At 61.7% G+C, this 15,278-nt stretch carries 13 protein-coding genes and 1 pseudogene; 5 read left to right on the forward strand and 9 right to left on the reverse strand.

Going from position 1 to position 15,278, the window contains the following annotated elements; genetic code table 11:
* Positions 1-26: 26 nt before the first annotated feature.
* Positions 27-281: a hypothetical protein gene (locus METH_RS24250; protein WP_024092535.1), complete on the reverse strand. Its 255-nt coding sequence runs from the start codon at positions 279-281 to the stop codon at positions 27-29.
* Between the two features lie 388 nt (positions 282-669).
* Between METH_RS24250 and METH_RS24255 the strand changes: the two are divergent.
* A pseudogene (locus METH_RS24255) lies at positions 670-1,034 on the forward strand (IS5/IS1182 family transposase); the annotation flags it as partial.
* Positions 1,035-1,138: 104 nt separating this feature from the next.
* Here METH_RS24255 and guaD read toward each other — a convergent pair.
* Genes guaD through xdhA form a run of 5 tightly spaced genes read right to left on the reverse strand, consistent with a single transcriptional unit; the run spans position 1,139 to position 8,816 of the window.
* The gene (gene guaD, locus METH_RS22070; protein ID WP_024092537.1) at positions 1,139-2,437 is read right to left on the reverse strand and encodes a guanine deaminase; all 1,299 of its coding nucleotides are present in this window, start codon (positions 2,435-2,437) and stop codon (positions 1,139-1,141) included.
* A 60-nt stretch (positions 2,438-2,497) separates the two neighbouring features.
* Positions 2,498-4,093: a xanthine/uracil/vitamin C permease gene (locus tag METH_RS22075; protein WP_024092538.1), complete on the reverse strand. Its 1,596-nt coding sequence runs from the start codon at positions 4,091-4,093 to the stop codon at positions 2,498-2,500.
* Positions 4,094-4,124: 31 nt separating this feature from the next.
* On the reverse strand, positions 4,125-5,018 hold the full coding sequence (gene xdhC / locus METH_RS22080; protein WP_024092539.1) for a xanthine dehydrogenase accessory protein XdhC: 894 nt from the start codon (positions 5,016-5,018) through the stop codon (positions 4,125-4,127).
* 3 nt (positions 5,019-5,021) lie between these two features.
* Positions 5,022-7,340 (reverse strand): xanthine dehydrogenase molybdopterin binding subunit, encoded by a 2,319-nt coding sequence (gene xdhB / locus METH_RS22085; protein WP_024092540.1) that lies wholly within the window; start codon positions 7,338-7,340, stop codon positions 5,022-5,024.
* Positions 7,341-7,352: 12 nt separating this feature from the next.
* Positions 7,353-8,816 carry a xanthine dehydrogenase small subunit gene (xdhA, locus tag METH_RS22090; RefSeq protein WP_024092541.1) on the reverse strand — a complete coding sequence of 488 codons (1,464 nt, stop codon included), beginning with the start codon at positions 8,814-8,816 and terminating at the stop codon, positions 7,353-7,355.
* Between the two features lie 206 nt (positions 8,817-9,022).
* Here xdhA and METH_RS22095 point away from each other — a divergent pair, with 206 nt between their 5' ends.
* Complete coding sequence (locus METH_RS22095) at positions 9,023-9,940, forward strand: LysR family transcriptional regulator (protein WP_024092542.1); 918 nt, start codon at positions 9,023-9,025, stop codon at positions 9,938-9,940.
* Positions 9,941-9,994: 54 nt separating this feature from the next.
* Here the strand turns inward: METH_RS22095 and METH_RS22100 are convergent, their stop codons facing one another.
* A complete protein-coding gene (locus tag METH_RS22100; protein ID WP_024092543.1) occupies positions 9,995-10,198 on the reverse strand; it encodes a hypothetical protein in 204 nt (67 codons plus the stop codon).
* Positions 10,199-10,489: 291 nt separating this feature from the next.
* Complete coding sequence (locus METH_RS22105; protein WP_024092544.1) at positions 10,490-11,749, reverse strand: urate hydroxylase PuuD; 1,260 nt, start codon at positions 11,747-11,749, stop codon at positions 10,490-10,492.
* A 104-nt stretch (positions 11,750-11,853) separates the two neighbouring features.
* Between METH_RS22105 and METH_RS22110 the strand changes: the two genes are divergently transcribed.
* The gene (locus METH_RS22110) at positions 11,854-12,762 is read left to right on the forward strand and encodes a LysR family transcriptional regulator (protein ID WP_024092545.1); all 909 of its coding nucleotides are present in this window, start codon (positions 11,854-11,856) and stop codon (positions 12,760-12,762) included.
* 79 nt (positions 12,763-12,841) lie between these two features.
* Here the strand turns inward: METH_RS22110 and uraH are convergent, their stop codons facing one another.
* Complete coding sequence (uraH, locus tag METH_RS22115; protein WP_024092546.1) at positions 12,842-13,198, reverse strand: hydroxyisourate hydrolase; 357 nt, start codon at positions 13,196-13,198, stop codon at positions 12,842-12,844.
* A gap of 149 nt (positions 13,199-13,347) precedes the next feature.
* On the opposite strand from uraH, the gene puuE reads away from it, so the two are divergent.
* Positions 13,348-14,763 carry an allantoinase PuuE gene (gene puuE / locus METH_RS22120; protein WP_044008844.1) on the forward strand — a complete coding sequence of 472 codons (1,416 nt, stop codon included), beginning with the start codon at positions 13,348-13,350 and terminating at the stop codon, positions 14,761-14,763.
* Entirely contained in the window at positions 14,760-15,251 is a 492-nt protein-coding gene (locus METH_RS22125; RefSeq protein ID WP_024092548.1) for an ureidoglycolate lyase, read from the forward strand. The genes puuE and METH_RS22125 overlap by 4 nt, the downstream gene beginning before the upstream one ends.
* The last annotated feature ends 27 nt before the right edge of the window (positions 15,252-15,278 follow it).

Genomic DNA, 15,278 nt, shown 5'->3' on the forward strand with positions numbered 1-15,278 from the left:
CTTCCCAGCTATCATGCTGGATTCAATCAGTGAATCCCTGAACCGATTTGTGCAACAAAGCCCCATGGTTGGCAAAGTGCCGTATTTAGATTTCTCTGCATAAATTGGTTTAAAATAACTGAAAGCAGCACGCCTGACAAAAACCATTCTACGCTCTCGAAACCGACACAGGTCGCTATCTCATTGAAGATCCTGGCTTGGTCAGTTTCTACAAGGACGTTTTCAAAATCCTCCGCGCTCAATAAGACGTGGTGACAATTACTCTGCTGGGCAACTTGCATCGCCCTCCTGAGAAAAAAGACAATGTCATTGTAGGCCTTTTCTTGAAGCGTCTATGCCAGAAAGCTGTGCTGCCGCCAGGATTCATATGGCGGATACAATACTCCATGCGCCTCAAGAACTAGACGTCCCTGATAACAGATATCCTGGAATGTGGTTGTCGCTGTTTTGTGGGTACCGGCATGTACTATGAGCTTCATGCTGTCGCGCCTTGGTCAATGTCGTAGACCCACCCTGCAGTGAATTCGCTCCAAAGACATGCAGTCTTACCGGTCGATAGCACGCTCATCAAGGCCTGGGCGCCGATGAAGAGTTTCCAGTTGAAGACGGCGGGCTCGCCGCCCCAAGATGATGGGCCGGATGACCTGCGCATGCGCCTGCCGGGCAATGGACGGCCGCGCCGAACGCAGGGCTGCGCTGGATATGCTGCACCGCCACTCCCCTGGATCGACGCGGCAGCTGACCTTGGGGGACGGCAAGGGATATGATGCCGCCGAATTCGTCGCGGATCTCCGCCAGGCCTGCGTCACTCCGCACGCCGCCAGGAAAGCGGCGCATTCAGCAATCGACGGGCGCACAACCCGGCACAAAGGCTATGCCCTGTCCCAGAAGCACCGCAAGCGGATCGAAGAAGCCTTCGGCTGTCCCAGACCGTCTATCGCGGCCTCAAGCGGGTGCGGTCCCGCTGCATCCTCACGCTCGCCGCTGGAAATCCTGCCCGGTTGCCCCGGTTTCTGGCGGGTGAGGCTGGATGATGCGGCCATAGGCCGACTTCCAGCCATCTGATCCGGAAGATCGATGACGGATCATCCCATCGGGGAGAACAGCGTCCCGCTGGCCTGACGAATTCAGCGGCCTGCTAGACCTTCATCGGCTTGCCGGCCACATAGGTCTGCGCGATGGATCGGTCGTCACCCAGGGTCTGCAGGATGAACAGCTCTTCGGACAGCGTCTCTGCCCGCTGCATCCGCAGTTCCATCGCCGGGGTGGCGCGGGAATCCAGGACCACGATATCGGCCTCGGTGCCGGCCTCCAATGTGCCGATCTTGTCGTCCAGCCCCAGCGCAGCCGCATTGCCGCGGGTGATCCAGTGGAAGGCGCGCAAAGGGTGCAGTTTCTGGTTCTGCAATTGCAGAACCTTGTAGCCCTCGTTCAGCGTTTGCAGCATGGAATAGCTGGTGCCCGCGCCAATATCTGTGGCAATCGCATTGGTGATGCCGCGCGCGCGCAGGCCTGCGTCGTCGAACAGCCCGCTGCCCAGAAACAGGTTGGAGGTCGGACAGAACACCGGTTTGGCCTTAGTTTCGGCCAGCGCATCGATCTCGCGCGGTTGCAGGTGGATCGAATGGCCCAGCAGCATCTTTTCGGTCAGCAGCCCATAGGACTGGTAAACATCCAAGTAATCGCGCGCCTGCGGATAGAGTTCCGCGGTAAAGGCGATCTCGTCATGGTTCTCCGACAGATGCGTCTGCACGTAGCAATCGGGGTGTTCCTTCACCAGGGCGCCCGCCATTTCCATCTGGTCAGGGGTGGAGGTGATGGCAAAGCGCGGCGTGACCGCATAAAGCCCGCGGCCTTTGCCGTGGTATTTCGCAATCAGCGCCTTGGTGTCGTCATAGCCGCTGACCGGCGTGTCCAGGAGCCCCTCCGGCGCGTTGCGATCCATCAGTACCTTGCCGCCTATCATCCGCATATTGCGCTGTGCGGCCTCGTTGAAATAGGCCTCGGCAGACGCTTTATGGACGGAGCAATAAGCGACCGCTGTAGTGGTGCCGTGACTGGTCAGAAGGTCAAGGAAGTGGCCGGCCATCTTGGCGCTGTGGCTTGCGTCGGCAAAGCGGGTCTCCTCGGGGAAAGTATAGTTGTTCAGCCACTCCAGCAGTTGCGAGCCCCAGGACGCAACCACCTGCACCTGCGGGAAGTGCAGGTGGGTGTCGATGAAGCCCGCCATAAGGATGTTCGGGCGGTGGTCGATCACCTCCGCCTGCGCGGCCTGTACGGCGAGGTCGCCGTAGTTGCCCTTGGCCAGGATCGTTCCGTCCGCCACCAGCAGCGCGCCGTCTTCGATGAACTCATAAGCGCTGGTGTCCTCAGCGCCTTGCGGCTCTGCGGTGAAGGTCAGCACCCGCCCGCGCAGCAGTGTCTGTTTCGCTGTCATTTCTGTATTGTCCTTGGTTGCTGGCAGGGGGCGCGACGCCCCCTGCCCTGTCCGTTAAGGTTATTCGCCTGCCGGCAGGTGCGGCACATGAGGTTTTGCACTGTCGTCCTCAGCTTCCTCGTACCCATCCGCTTTGTGGAAGATCGGATAGATGAACAGGAAACCGGCCGCGATCAGATAGCCCATCGCGACACCGCTGAACTCCGGCCAATGCAGGCTGGCAGAATGGATCACGCCGACCAGCGACATTGCCGCTGCTGCCAGGGCAAAGCCGCCCGCGTTGCGGAAATCACCGTCGATCACGCTGGCGACGATGGCACCCCAGATCAGGCCAGTCAGGATGGCGCCCTGGCTAAGAGCCTGGTGGCCTTCGAAATGCGCGCCTTGCTGCAGCAGCGCTGCGGTTAGCTCCGGATCGCCCAGCTGTGCCATGCCAGTGGCACCGAGTGCGCCCAGGGCGCCGGCCATTGCGCCCCATTTCACCATCAGGAAGGCGGAGACATGCGGCATCATCGCGATGGTCACCGCGGCGATATGGTCGGTCTTCACCGAATGCGCGGTATTGGTCACCAGGCTGAGCGCCACAAACACCAGCACCGGCGCGGCAGCAGCTACGGGGATCAGGTTGTTGAGGAACGCCAAGAGGCCAAAGAAGGCGGCAAAGGGGATCACCAGACCAACGCCGATGATATAGCCCGAGCGCGCGCCCATCCGCTTGTAGGCCGGGTGGCCGATATAGGCTGTGGTCGGGAACGGCGAGCCGAAGACTGCACCGATCATGGTGCCGACGCCATCGGTTACCTGACACAGGCCCACCGGATAATGGTCGCCCGCCGCCTCGGCGCTTTCGACGTTATTCATGGTCTCGATGAAGTTGTAGATCTGAACCGGCACCAGAACCAGGAACAGCTCCGGGTTGGCAAACAGATGCTGGATGCCGGCAATCAGATCACCGAAGTAGGGGATCGGCAGGTAGACGCCCACGCCCTCGAAGGAGACCGAAGCCTTGCCCATTCCCAGCGCCACGACAGTACCCACGATCAGCGCCAGCAGGCCTGCGGGAATGTTGAATGGCAGCCGGTGACGGCCCACCAGGCCCCACAGGATGATGATCATCGAAGCGAAACCGATGAACGGATCCTCGAAAATCGTCGCCAGCGGCACGGTGCCGATGAACACCAGTGCAATGCCGCAGAGGGTGCCCAGCATACCGGCGCGCGGAGTCACCCGCTTCAGCCAAGGGCCGACGATGGCACCCAATGCGGCGACAATGCCGCCCATGAAGCCGGCGCCAATGCCCACCTGCCAGGCCAGCATGGCGTCATTTGTGGACCAATAGATCGGCCCGATCACCCCGAACAGATAGACAAACATCACCGGGGTCGAGATGCCATAAGGCAGCGCGGTCACGTCCCGGCCCTGTTTCTCGGCGAAATGCTTGGCCATCCAGGTGTAAACCGCGATCCCGGCCAGGATCGCCACCGCAGCGCCTGGCACGATACGGCCGAACACGATGTCCGCCGGCATGTTGAACACAAATTGACAGATGCCCGAAAGCACGATCAGGTTGATCAGGTTGTCGGTGAACAGCGCCCAGAATGCACTGAAGTCATTCCGCGCGAACAGTTTGTAAGTATAGCTCCGCCCTTTGGTCATGGCGGCCTCCTCCTATCAGAGGACGCAGTCCTTAACGGCTGATCTTCCCAGCCGTGTCTCCCTCTGCGTCCGGTTGCTTGCCTGTTTCAGGCAGGTCTGTGCCCCTTGCGGGGGTGGACGCGGCAGTTTCAGAGGTCAAATCAGCGATCACTTCCGCGGCCACGAAGGCCGCGATGACGCTGGGCCGCTTGTCGCGGCTGCCGCCTGCCCCGATGGGGCAGATGAGACGGTCGGTTCCCAGACCGTCGCAATGGTCCCGGCACCAGCGGCGGAATTTCTCCCGCTTGGTGGCCGATCCGATCAGGCCGACATAGCCTGCATCGCCGCGCTGCAGGGCAGCGGAGGCAAGCAGGAAGTCGAGCGCATGATCGTGGGTGAGTACAACAAAGGCGCTGCCCGCCGGGGCGGTGGCGATGTCGATCTCGGGAATGGCGCTTTGGCGGATTTCCACATCCGCTTGGCACAAGTTCAATTCTTCGGAGCGCTGGTCGATCAGGATGCAGCGCAGCGGCATATGCTGGAACAGGTCCGCCAGCGCCCGGCCCACATGGCCCGCGCCCATCACATAGACATGCGGCAGCGCCTGTTCCTCGGCCTTGGCAGCGGTGACGGCCGCCGCGCGGTCGGGTTGGCGCATCTGCGCCAGCGACATTTCCACCCGGCCGCCGCAGCACTGGCCGATTTCCGGCCCCAGCGGCACATCCAGCGTGTCGCTGAGCACATCCTGCTTCAGCATCCGCCGGGCGTGGTCAATGGCGATATATTCCAGCTGGCCGCCGCCAATGGTCCCCCACAGGCCGTCCGCTGCAACAAACATGCAGGTGCCGACTTCACGCGGGGAGGACCCCCGGACGCGGGTCAGCGCGATCTGCACCACACGGCAGTGGCTGGCCAGAAAGTCCTGGAGGGAGAGGCGGCGGGCCATGGCTCAGCCCTGCCCTTTGAGGGTTTCGATCGCCATCAGCACGCGTTCCGGCGTGGCGGGAGCATCCAGGCGCGGGCAGACCTTGTAGTCCGCAGTGCTGGCCACCGCCATCGACAGCGCCTCGAACACTGAGATGCCCAGCATGACCGGCGGTTCGCCCACGGCCTTGGACCGCTTGATGGTGCGTTTCTTGTTCACCGACCATTGGGCCAGCTGCGTGTTGAAGATGCGCGGCCGGTCAGAGGCCAGCGGGATCTTGTAGGTCGACGGCGCATGGGTGCGCAGGCGGCCTTCGCCGTCCCACCACAGTTCTTCGGTGGTCAGCCAGCCCATCCCCTGGATAAAGGCGCCCTCCACCTGGCCCTTGTCCAGAACCGGGTTCAGCGAGCGGCCCACGTCATGCAGAATGTCGGTACGCTCGACCCGGTATTCGCCAGTCAGCGTATCGACGGAGACTTCCGAGCAGGACGCGCCATAGGCGTAATAGAAGAAGGGCTGCCCCTTGCCCGCAGCGCGGTCCCAGTGGATTTCCGGCGTCTTGTAGAAACCCGCTGCCGACAGGTGGACTCGGGCCATATAGGCCTCTTTCACCAGCGTGTCGAAGGGGATGACCTCGCTGCCTACGCGTACGCGGTTCGGCAGGAACTCTACTTCCGCCTCGGACACTTCATACGTTTCCGCTGCGAATTTGGTCAGCCGGGCTATGATCTGCTCCGCCGCATCCAGCGCCGCCATGCCATTCAAGTCCGAGCCGGACGAGGCCGCTGTGGCCGAGGTGTTCGGCACTTTCTCGGTTGTGGTCTTGGTGATCTTGATACGCTCGAAATCCACCTGAAAAGCGTCGGCCACAACCTGCGCCACCTTGGTGTTGAGGCCTTGCCCCATCTCGGTGCCGCCGTGGTTCAGGTGGATCGAGCCGTCATTGTAAACATGGATCAAGGAACCGGCCTGATTGTACCAGGTCGCGGTGAAGGAAATACCGAACTTGACCGGTGTCAGGGCAATACCTTTCTTGATGATCTTCGACTCCTTGTTGAAGGCGATGATCTCTTCGCGGCGCTTGCGGTACTCGGCGCTTTCTTCCAGCTCGCCGATCAGCCGGTCGAGGATATTGTCCTCCACCTTCTGGTGGTACGGCGTCAGGTCGCGACCGTCTTCGCCGTAAAAATTGGCCTTGCGCACATCCAGCGGGTCCTTGCCCAGGACATAGGCGATCTCTTCGATCATCCGCTCCGCCGCGACCACACCCTGCGGGCCGCCAAAGCCGCGGAATGCGGTGTTGGAGACGGTGTTGGTCTTCATCGGGCGGCTTTTCAGCAGCACGTTCGGGTAGAAATAGGCGTTATCCGCATGGAACAGTGCCCGGTCGGTGACCGGCCCGGACAGGTCCGAGGAATAGCCGCAGCGCGCGGCAAAGCCGCCCTCTACCGCCTGAATGCGGCCCGCGTCGTCAAAGGCGACGTCATAGTCGATCACGAAGTCATGGCGCTTGCCGGTTGCGGTCATGTCCTGATCGCGGTCCGGGCGGATCTTGACGGCACGGTTGTGTTTCTTTGCAGCAATTGCTGCCACCGCGCAGAACAGGTTCATCTGGCTTTCCTTGCCGCCAAAACCGCCGCCCATTCGGCGCACGTTGACCGTCACCGCGTTGTTCGCAACGCCCAGAACATGCGCCACCATATGCTGCGCCTCGCTCGGGTGCTGGGTGGAGCAATGCACGGTCACATCCTCATCCTCGCCCGGAATGGCAAAGGCGATGTGGCCTTCCAGATACATGTGGTCCTGTCCGCCGACGGTCATCTGCGCCTGAATGCGGTGGGCGGCACTCTTGCGGCCGGCCTCGACATCGCCGCGCTTCAGCGTCAAGGGTTCGGTGACCATCGGGTAACCGGCCTCCTGCGCCTGGACCGGGTCCAGGGCGTGCGGCAGCACCTCGTAATCCACCTGCGCCAGCTCGGCGGCACGGCGGGCGGCATCGCGGGTTTCAGCAATCACCGCAAACATCGGCTGCCCGTGGAATTCCACCTTCTCGGTCGGGAACACCGGCTCGTCATGTTTACCGGTGGGGCTGATGTCGTTAACGCCGGGCACATCCGCGGCGGTCAGCACATCCACCACGCCGGGGGCGTTGCGGACGGCCGACAGGTCGATGCCCTTAATTTTGGCATGCGCCACGGTGGAGACACCCAGGTAGGCGTGCAGCGTGCCAAAGGGTTCGGCGATATCGTCGGTGTATTCGGCGCGCCCCGTCACATGCTTGATCGCGCTGTCATGCTGGCGGTCATGGTGAACGGCGCCGCTGATGGTCTGATGGTCTTTCATCTCAAAATCTCCTCAGGCGACGGCCAGCCGGACGGCACCGGCGGTTCCCGCATCATGTTCCAAGTAGAAACGGCGCAGCAGGTTGCTGGCCGACAGCATCCGGTAGTCAGCAGAGGCGCGCCAGTCGCTCAAGGGTGTGAAGTCCTGCTGCACTGCCTCCGCTGCCGCATCGAACGCCGGTTCGCCCCAGGGCTGTCCAACCAGCGCAGCCTCGGCACTGGCGGCGCGCTTGGGCGTTGCCGCCATGCCGCCGAACGCAATGCGGGCCGCGGTGATCACACCGTCTGCCACGTCCACGCTGACTCCGGCAGCAACCGAGGAAATATCTTCATCCCGGCGCTTGGAGATCTTGTAGGCAGCATCAATTTGACCATCCCGGCGCAGCGGAATGCGGATTGAGGCGACAAAATCCCCAGGCTCGCGGTCCTGCTTGCCATAGTCGATAAAGAATTCTTCCAGTGGCAGGGTGCGGCTGCCGCCCTTTTTCTGCAGCGTCACCTCGGCGCCAAGAGAGATCAGTACCGGCGGTGTGTCCCCGATGGGCGAGCCGTTGGCGATATTGCCGCCGATGGTGCCCATGTTGCGCACCTGCCAGCCGGCGATGCGGTCCCAGTATGCGCTTAGATGCGGGAAGGCATCACGGATCGCCGCCTCGCTTTCGGTATAGGTGACGCCGGCACCGATGATCAGCGCCTCGTCGGTCAGCTCGATGGACTTCAGCTCTTCCAGATGGGACACAAACACCACCGGAGAGATCGGCTTCATGAATTTGGTGACCCACAGGCCGACATCGGTGGAGCCTGCCACGATGGTCGCGTTGGGGTTCTCTGCCAGCACCTGCGCCAGATCGGCGCTATTCAGTGGCAGGATGGCGCGGTCGTCCTCGGGGCCGGTCACCACGCGGGCGTCCGGCTGAATCGCCTGCAGCTTGGCGGTCAGACTAACGCGTTCTTTGGTCAGGTAATCATTGGCCGGGGAGCCGTATTGGTTCACCGCCAGCGCGGCCCGCACAATCGGCTCATAGCCGGTGCAGCGGCAGAGGTTGCCCTGTACCGCGGTTTCCACCTCAGCCCCGGTCGGCTGCGGGTTTTCCATCCATAGCGCATAAAGCGACATCACAAAGCCCGGCGTGCAGAAACCGCACTGGCTGCCGTGGTATTCCACCATCGCCTGCTGCACCGGGTGCAGCCGCCCGCCCGGGCCGGACAGATGCTCAACCGTCACCACATGGCAGCCATTGAGCGACGCCAGGAAACGGATGCAGGCGTTCACCGCCTCATAACGCAGGGCGCCATTCTGCAGCCGTCCCACCAGCACAGTGCAGGCGCCGCAGTCACCCTCAGCGCAGCCTTCCTTGGTACCGGTCAGGCGCTGCTCCAGGCGCAGAAAATCCAGCAAGGTGGTGGTCGCCTTCAGGTCCTCCAGCACAATGTCCTTGCCGTTCAGAAGAAAGCGGATGTCGGTTTGATGTGCCATCTGGCCTCCCGATTGTCTGTGGGCCGTGCTGGCCCGCTTATGACATTTTTACCCTGTTCGACTGCCTCGGTTAACGGCTGCAATCGCGAAAGCCTTTCAACACCCTGTTGAGAATGATTAGGCTAAAGCATGCCGGAACCGGCGTCCCTGCCGCCTGCCGCTCCAATGGGCAGGTCGCAAGCGCGCCCCGCAAAGGTCTGTGAACCATGTCTTATCTGGAATCCCTGCGGGTTTTTACCCGAGTCGTCGAACTGGGCAGCATCACCTCTGGCGGGCGGGATCTGCGGCTGACACCGGCGGTCGCCAGCAAACGGATCAAGGAGCTTGAAAAGCACCTTGGCGTCCGCCTGTTCAACCGCACGACGAGATCGCTGACCCCGACTGAGGCCGGAAAGCTGTTTTATGCCGAGGCGAAGAAAGTCCTCGAATCGATTGAGGACGCCGAGGCGGTGGTCTCGCAGTTCTCCGAGGCGCCGCGCGGGGTGATCCGGGTGACCGCGCCGCTTGGTGTCGGCCGCCGTATCATTGCGCCGTTGGTGCCGGGATTTGTCGAGGACTATCCCGCCACCGAAATCCGCATGCGGATGTCGGACCGCAAGGTCGACATTCTGGCCGACGGGCTGGACGTGGCGTTCTTCATCGGGACTCCGCATGATTCCACGCTGAAAATGCGAAAGATCGCCAATTGCGCGCGGGTGCTGTGCGCCGCGCCGGCCTATCTTGAGCGGCACGGGACGCCGCAGGTGCCGGAGGATCTGCTGACCGGCCACAACTGCCTGCTGCTGCGCTATCCGCGCTCGCCGGAATATTTCTGGACGCTGGACACGCCGGAGGGGCCGCGCAAGCTGGAGGTGTCAGGGAAATACGATGCCGACGACAGCGATGTGCTGACCAATTGGGCGCTGGACGGGCACGGCATTGTCAACAAGCCGCGGTTTGACGTGGCCGCGCATCTGCGCTCTGGCGCGCTGGTCGAGGTGCTGCGGGATACGCCGCCGGAGCCGACCATTTTCGGCTGCCTCTATCCGCACCGGAAACTGCAGGACCCCAAGATCCGCCTGTTTGTTGACCATGCAGTGAAACACGGGCTGGCGGCCTTCAGGCGGAGCGAGGCGGGAAGTTAGCAAGCGAAAAGACGGGCTTCATTGGCCCGCCTTCTTCAGTCAAGCGTCCGTGCCTCAGCAGCGGTGCGGATTTTCTTCGCAATAGATCAAGTTGGCCGCGGCCCCGACTGCGGCGCCTGTCACCAGGTTGCCGTCCAGAACGGCAGACCCGGCAGCACCGGCGCCAGCGCCATAAACCAGCCGCTCGCCGGTGGTGTCACCGCAGGCCGCAAGGGTGGTACAGATGGCAAATCCAATAGCGATGGGTGCCTTAAACATTGTATTACCTCCGTCAACGTCCAAATCCCGCAGTTCTGCCGCGGTCCCAAACGGCCAGTCTCCGGCGATTGGTGCCGGAGGAAGAGTGCCCGAAAGGAATTGGCGCTGTGGCTGAACAGACCGGAAGCCTTGAGAAACCGGTCAATTTGGGCAAACCCTTTGCGGGACTAACGCGGGTCCGGTTGGTTTGGTTCCAGCCAACAGGTGCATAGCCGGGGTGCACGCGCGGTGCTGCAAAAAAATGGCCCCGCCTTAAAGGCAGGGCCATCCTGGTTATTCAGGCTTTTAAGTTTAGTTCGCAGCCAGCGCGAACGGCAGATTCTTGGAAGCGCTGCCGTACCAGCGGCGGATCAAAGCGCGCTCCTCGTCCTCCATAAAGGTCACATTGGCGGGCGGCATCGCGTGGGTGGCGCCAGCCTGGAGGTAGATCTCCTTGGCGTATTTCGCCACATCGGCCGGAGTCTCCAGCAGCACGTTCTTGGGCGCTCGGCGGATCCCGTCATAGTAGGGCTCCCGCGCGTGGCACATCGCACAACGGCCCGGCACCACATTCATCACATCCTCGAAATGCTGATTGCTGGCAAAGACCTGCTCGCTTTTGGTCAGCTCCCGCGCTTCGGATTCCTCATATGTATCTTGTTGCAGAGGCGCTTGGCTCAGGATCATGATGCCGATGAACAGGATGGCGGTCACAGGCCAGGTCCAGGTCGGGTTGCTGGTCCCTGCGTGGTTGCTGTTGAAGTAATGGCGGATGGTCACCCCCATCAGGAACACCAGCGCCGCGATCAGCCAGTTGTACTCGGTGGCAAAGGCCAGCGGATAGTGGTTGGACAGCATCAGGAACACGACCGGCAGCGTCAGATAGTTGTTATGGGTCGAGCGCAGCTTGGCGATCTTGCCATACTTGGCATCCGGCGTGCGGCCTTCCTGCAGATCCTTCACCACAATACGCTGGTTCGGCATGATGATGAAAAAGACGTTTGCAGTCATGATCGTCGCGGTAAAGGCACCCAGATGCAGCATCACTGCGCGGCCGGTGAATATCTGGTTGTAGCCCCAGCCCATGGCGACCAGCAGAACAAACAGCAGCACCATCAGAAGGGTCGGCTGTTCCCCCAGCGGCGATTTGCACAGCGCGTCATAGACCAGCCAGCCGATGCTCAGCGAAGCGCCGGAAATCAGAATGCCCTGCCACAGGGCCAGATCGGCTTTGCTGGAGTCGATCAGGTACAGCTCGCCGCCCGCCCAATAGACGATCATCAAAAGGCCGGCACCCGACAGCCAGGTGGCGTAGCTCTCCCATTTGAACCAGATCAGATGGTCCGGCATGTTCTCCGGCGCCACCAGGTATTTCTGGATGTGATAGAAACCGCCGCCATGGACCTGCCATTCCTCGCCATGCGCGCCGACCGGCAGATGCGGAACTTTCCGCAAGCCGAGGTCCAGCGCGACGAAATAGAAGGACGACCCGATCCAGGCAATGGCGGTGATGACGTGAAGCCAGCGGACAGCAAAGCCCAGCCAGTCCCACATGATCACAAGCTCTTCCATTGTTCTCTCCTCATAAGCTTTGACCCAAGACTAGAGCATGCCGTTATTTTCATGTATTAGGTAAAAAATCCAAGCTGTTTCAAAATAACGCAAAGAATACTTGAATGGCCTATCTCGACAACATCCGCACCTTTGTCCGGGTTTATGAACTTGGCAACATGTCCGCCGCCGCGCGGGACATGCGGATATCGGCCGCCGTGGCGTCGTCGCGCATATCGCAGCTGGAGGATCACCTGAATGTGCGGCTGTTCCAGCGCACCACCCGGCTTTTGAACCCGACCGAGCAGGGCAATCTGTTCTATCAAGGTGCAGTGAAAATCCTGGAAGCCGTGGATGAGGCCGAGGCGGATATCAGCAGCGTGACCCAGACACCGCGCGGCACGCTCTATGTGGCGGCGCCTTTGGGGCTGGGGCAGCGTCTGGTTGCGCCCGCGGTGCCGAAGTTCAAGGAAGCCTATCCGCTGATCTCGATCCGGCTGCGGATGTCGGACCGCAAGCTGGACCTGGCCGCGGAGGGCTTGGACGCGGCGTTTTTCCTGGGCGTGCCGGAGGATTCCAATCTGCGTATCCGCAAGATCGCTGACTGCCCGCGGGTGCTGTGCGCCTCACCGGACTATATCAGGCAACGCGGACAGCCGAAGAACAGTGAGGAACTGAAGACCGACGCGCATGACTGCCTGAACCTCCGCTATCCCGGCGCACCGGAGTTTCAGTGGCCGCTGCGCAGCCAGGACGGGGTCAAGCGGGTCACAGTCACCGGACCGTTTGAATCGGATCACGGCGACGTGCTGACCAACTGGGCGCTGGACGGGCATGGAATCATCCTGAAACCGGTGTTCGAGATCTCGGAACACCTCGCCTCCGGCCGGCTGGTGCCGGTGCTGGCAGAGGAGCCGCCGATCCCGATTCAGATGGCCTGTCTGTATGTGCATCGCCGCCACCAGGATCCCAAGGTGCGGCTGTTCATGGATTTCATGGTGGATCACATCCAGGCATCGCTGCCCTCAGAATGAAAAAGCCCGCCCCAGTTTCCTGAGACGGGAACCGCCGGCATATGCCCAGCGGGAGGAGAGGTATCTCGGGGAGTGCGGCTCAGCTGCCGCGGTAAGTCGAATAGCCGTAGGGCGACAGCAACAGCGGCACATGATAGTGGCTGTCTGCCTCACTGATGCCGAACCGCAGCGGCACTTCATCCAGGAACAGAGGAGCGGCGCCTGCCTGCCCGGTTGCGCGCAGATAGCCGCCGGCATGGAACACCAGTTCATAGGTGCCGGTCGCGAATTCACCTGCGGGCAGGATCTGCTTATCGGTGCGCCCGTCGTCGTTGGTGGTCAGGCTGCGCAGATGGACGCGCTCGCTGCCCTCGATCCGGTAGAGATCAATCTTCAGCCCTTCTGCCGGGCAGCCGCGGGCGGTGTCCAGAACATGGGTGGTCAGAAATCCGGCCATGTCAGCCTCCTATTCATTCCGTTTCCCTAGGTATGCGCGGTCCAGCACATTGCATACAGAAGGAAGAGTCAAAAAGTTCTTTCAAAAATATACTGAAAGCCGAACATGATTATCTGTTCTATACATAATAAAAAGACAGGAGACCTGACGTGACGCGCTATCCTCGTGACTTGCGCGGATACGGTGCTGACGCACCTGACCCGCAGTGGCCCAATGGGGCCAAAGCCGCCGTGCAATTTGTACTCAACTATGAAGAAGGCGGGGAGAACTGCATCCTGCACGGGGATGCGGCCTCGGAAGCCTTTTTGTCTGACATTCCCGGTGCTGCGCAATGGCCCGGCCAGCGCCATTGGAACATGGAGTCGGTCTATGAATACGGATCGCGGGCCGGCTTCTGGCGACTGCACCGGCTGTTCACCGGCGCCGGCATCCCGCTGACCATCTATGGTGTCGCCACCGCGCTGGCCCGCAGCCCCGAACAGGTGCAGGCGATGAAGGACGCGGATTGGGAAATCGCCAGCCATGGGTTGAAATGGGTCGAGCACAAGGACATGACCGAGGAGGAGGAGAGTGCGGCCATTGCAGAGGCTGTGCGGCTGCATACCGAGGTTACAGGTGAGCGCCCGCGCGGCTGGTACACCGGGCGCTGCAGCGTCAGCACTGTGCGGCTGGTGGCTGAGGAAGGCGGATTTGATTACATCTCCGACACCTACGACGACGACCTGCCCTATTGGCGGGAAACCGGCGGGCGCGATCAGTTGATCATCCCCTACACGCTGGAAGCCAATGATATGCGGTTTGCGAACTCACCGGGCTGGATTACTGGCGAGCATTTCTTTCAGTATCTGAAGGATGCCTTCGACGTGATTTATGCCGAAGGAAAGGCCGGTGCGCCGAAGATGATGACCATCGGGCTGCATTGCCGCTTGATCGGCCGGCCCGGCAAGGTTGCGGGTCTGAAGCGTTTTATCGACTATATCCAAGGCTTTGAGGGCGTCTGGTGCCCGCGCCGGATCGACATTGCCGAGCATTGGGCCGAAACCCATCCGCCGGTCAAGCGCGAACGCCCCAGCCGGATGGACCGCGAGGAGTTTGTCACCAAGTTCGGTTCGATCTTCGAGCATTCGCCCTGGATCGCCGACCGCGCCTTTGATCTGGAGCTGGGTCCGGCGCATGACTGCGCTGCCGGTGTCCACAACGCGCTGTGCCGGATCTTCCGCACCGCCAGCGAGGAAGAGCGCCTGGGCGTGCTGACCGCACACCCGGATCTGGCGGGCAAGCTGGCCGCCGCCGGCCGTCTGACGGCTGAGAGCACCTCGGAACAGTCCAGTGCCGGCCTTGATATGCTGACCGATGAGGAGCGCGAGAGTTTCACCCGGCTCAACACCGAATATGTGGAGAAGCACGGCTTTCCCTTCATCATCGCGGTGCGCGACCACAACAAGGCGTCGATCATGGAGGCGTTCCATCGCCGCATTCACAATGACCGGGCGACCGAGTTCGGCGAGGCCTGCCGCCAGGTCGAGCGTATTGCCCAGTTCCGTCTGCAGGATCTGCTGCCGTGAGCGGGCTGCTGACAGCAAAGCCGCTGACCGCAGCGGCTTTTGCGCCTTATGGCGACGTGATCGAGATCGCGGGCGCGCCGGACAAGATGATCAATCAGGGCATGTGCGGCCGTCACCACGATCGCGCGGCCCTGGATTTCGGCCCGGACGGCCGGGCCGGCATCAGCCTGTTTGATGCCAAAGCCCGCCACCTGCCGCACAAGGTGGACATGGTGGAACGCCACCCGGAAGGCAGCCAGGCATTCGTGCCTGTCAGCGGCGTGCCGATGCTGGTGGTGGTGGCGGATGACAACAGCGGCGTGCCGGTCAACCTGCAGGCCTTTATCAGCCAGCCGGGCCAATCCATAAACTTGCACCAGGGCACCTGGCACGGGGTGCTTGCGCCGCTGGGTGCGCCCGGCCAATACATTGTTGTCGACCGGATCGGCACCTCGCCGAACCTCGAGGAACACTGGTTCAAGGAGCCTTTCACAGTGGTCGCGGACTGACCACTCCCAGAAGCCGCCAGCAAAAAA

Source organism: Leisingera methylohalidivorans DSM 14336, from assembly GCF_000511355.1.
In the GTDB taxonomy this organism is placed as follows: domain Bacteria; phylum Pseudomonadota; class Alphaproteobacteria; order Rhodobacterales; family Rhodobacteraceae; genus Leisingera; species Leisingera methylohalidivorans.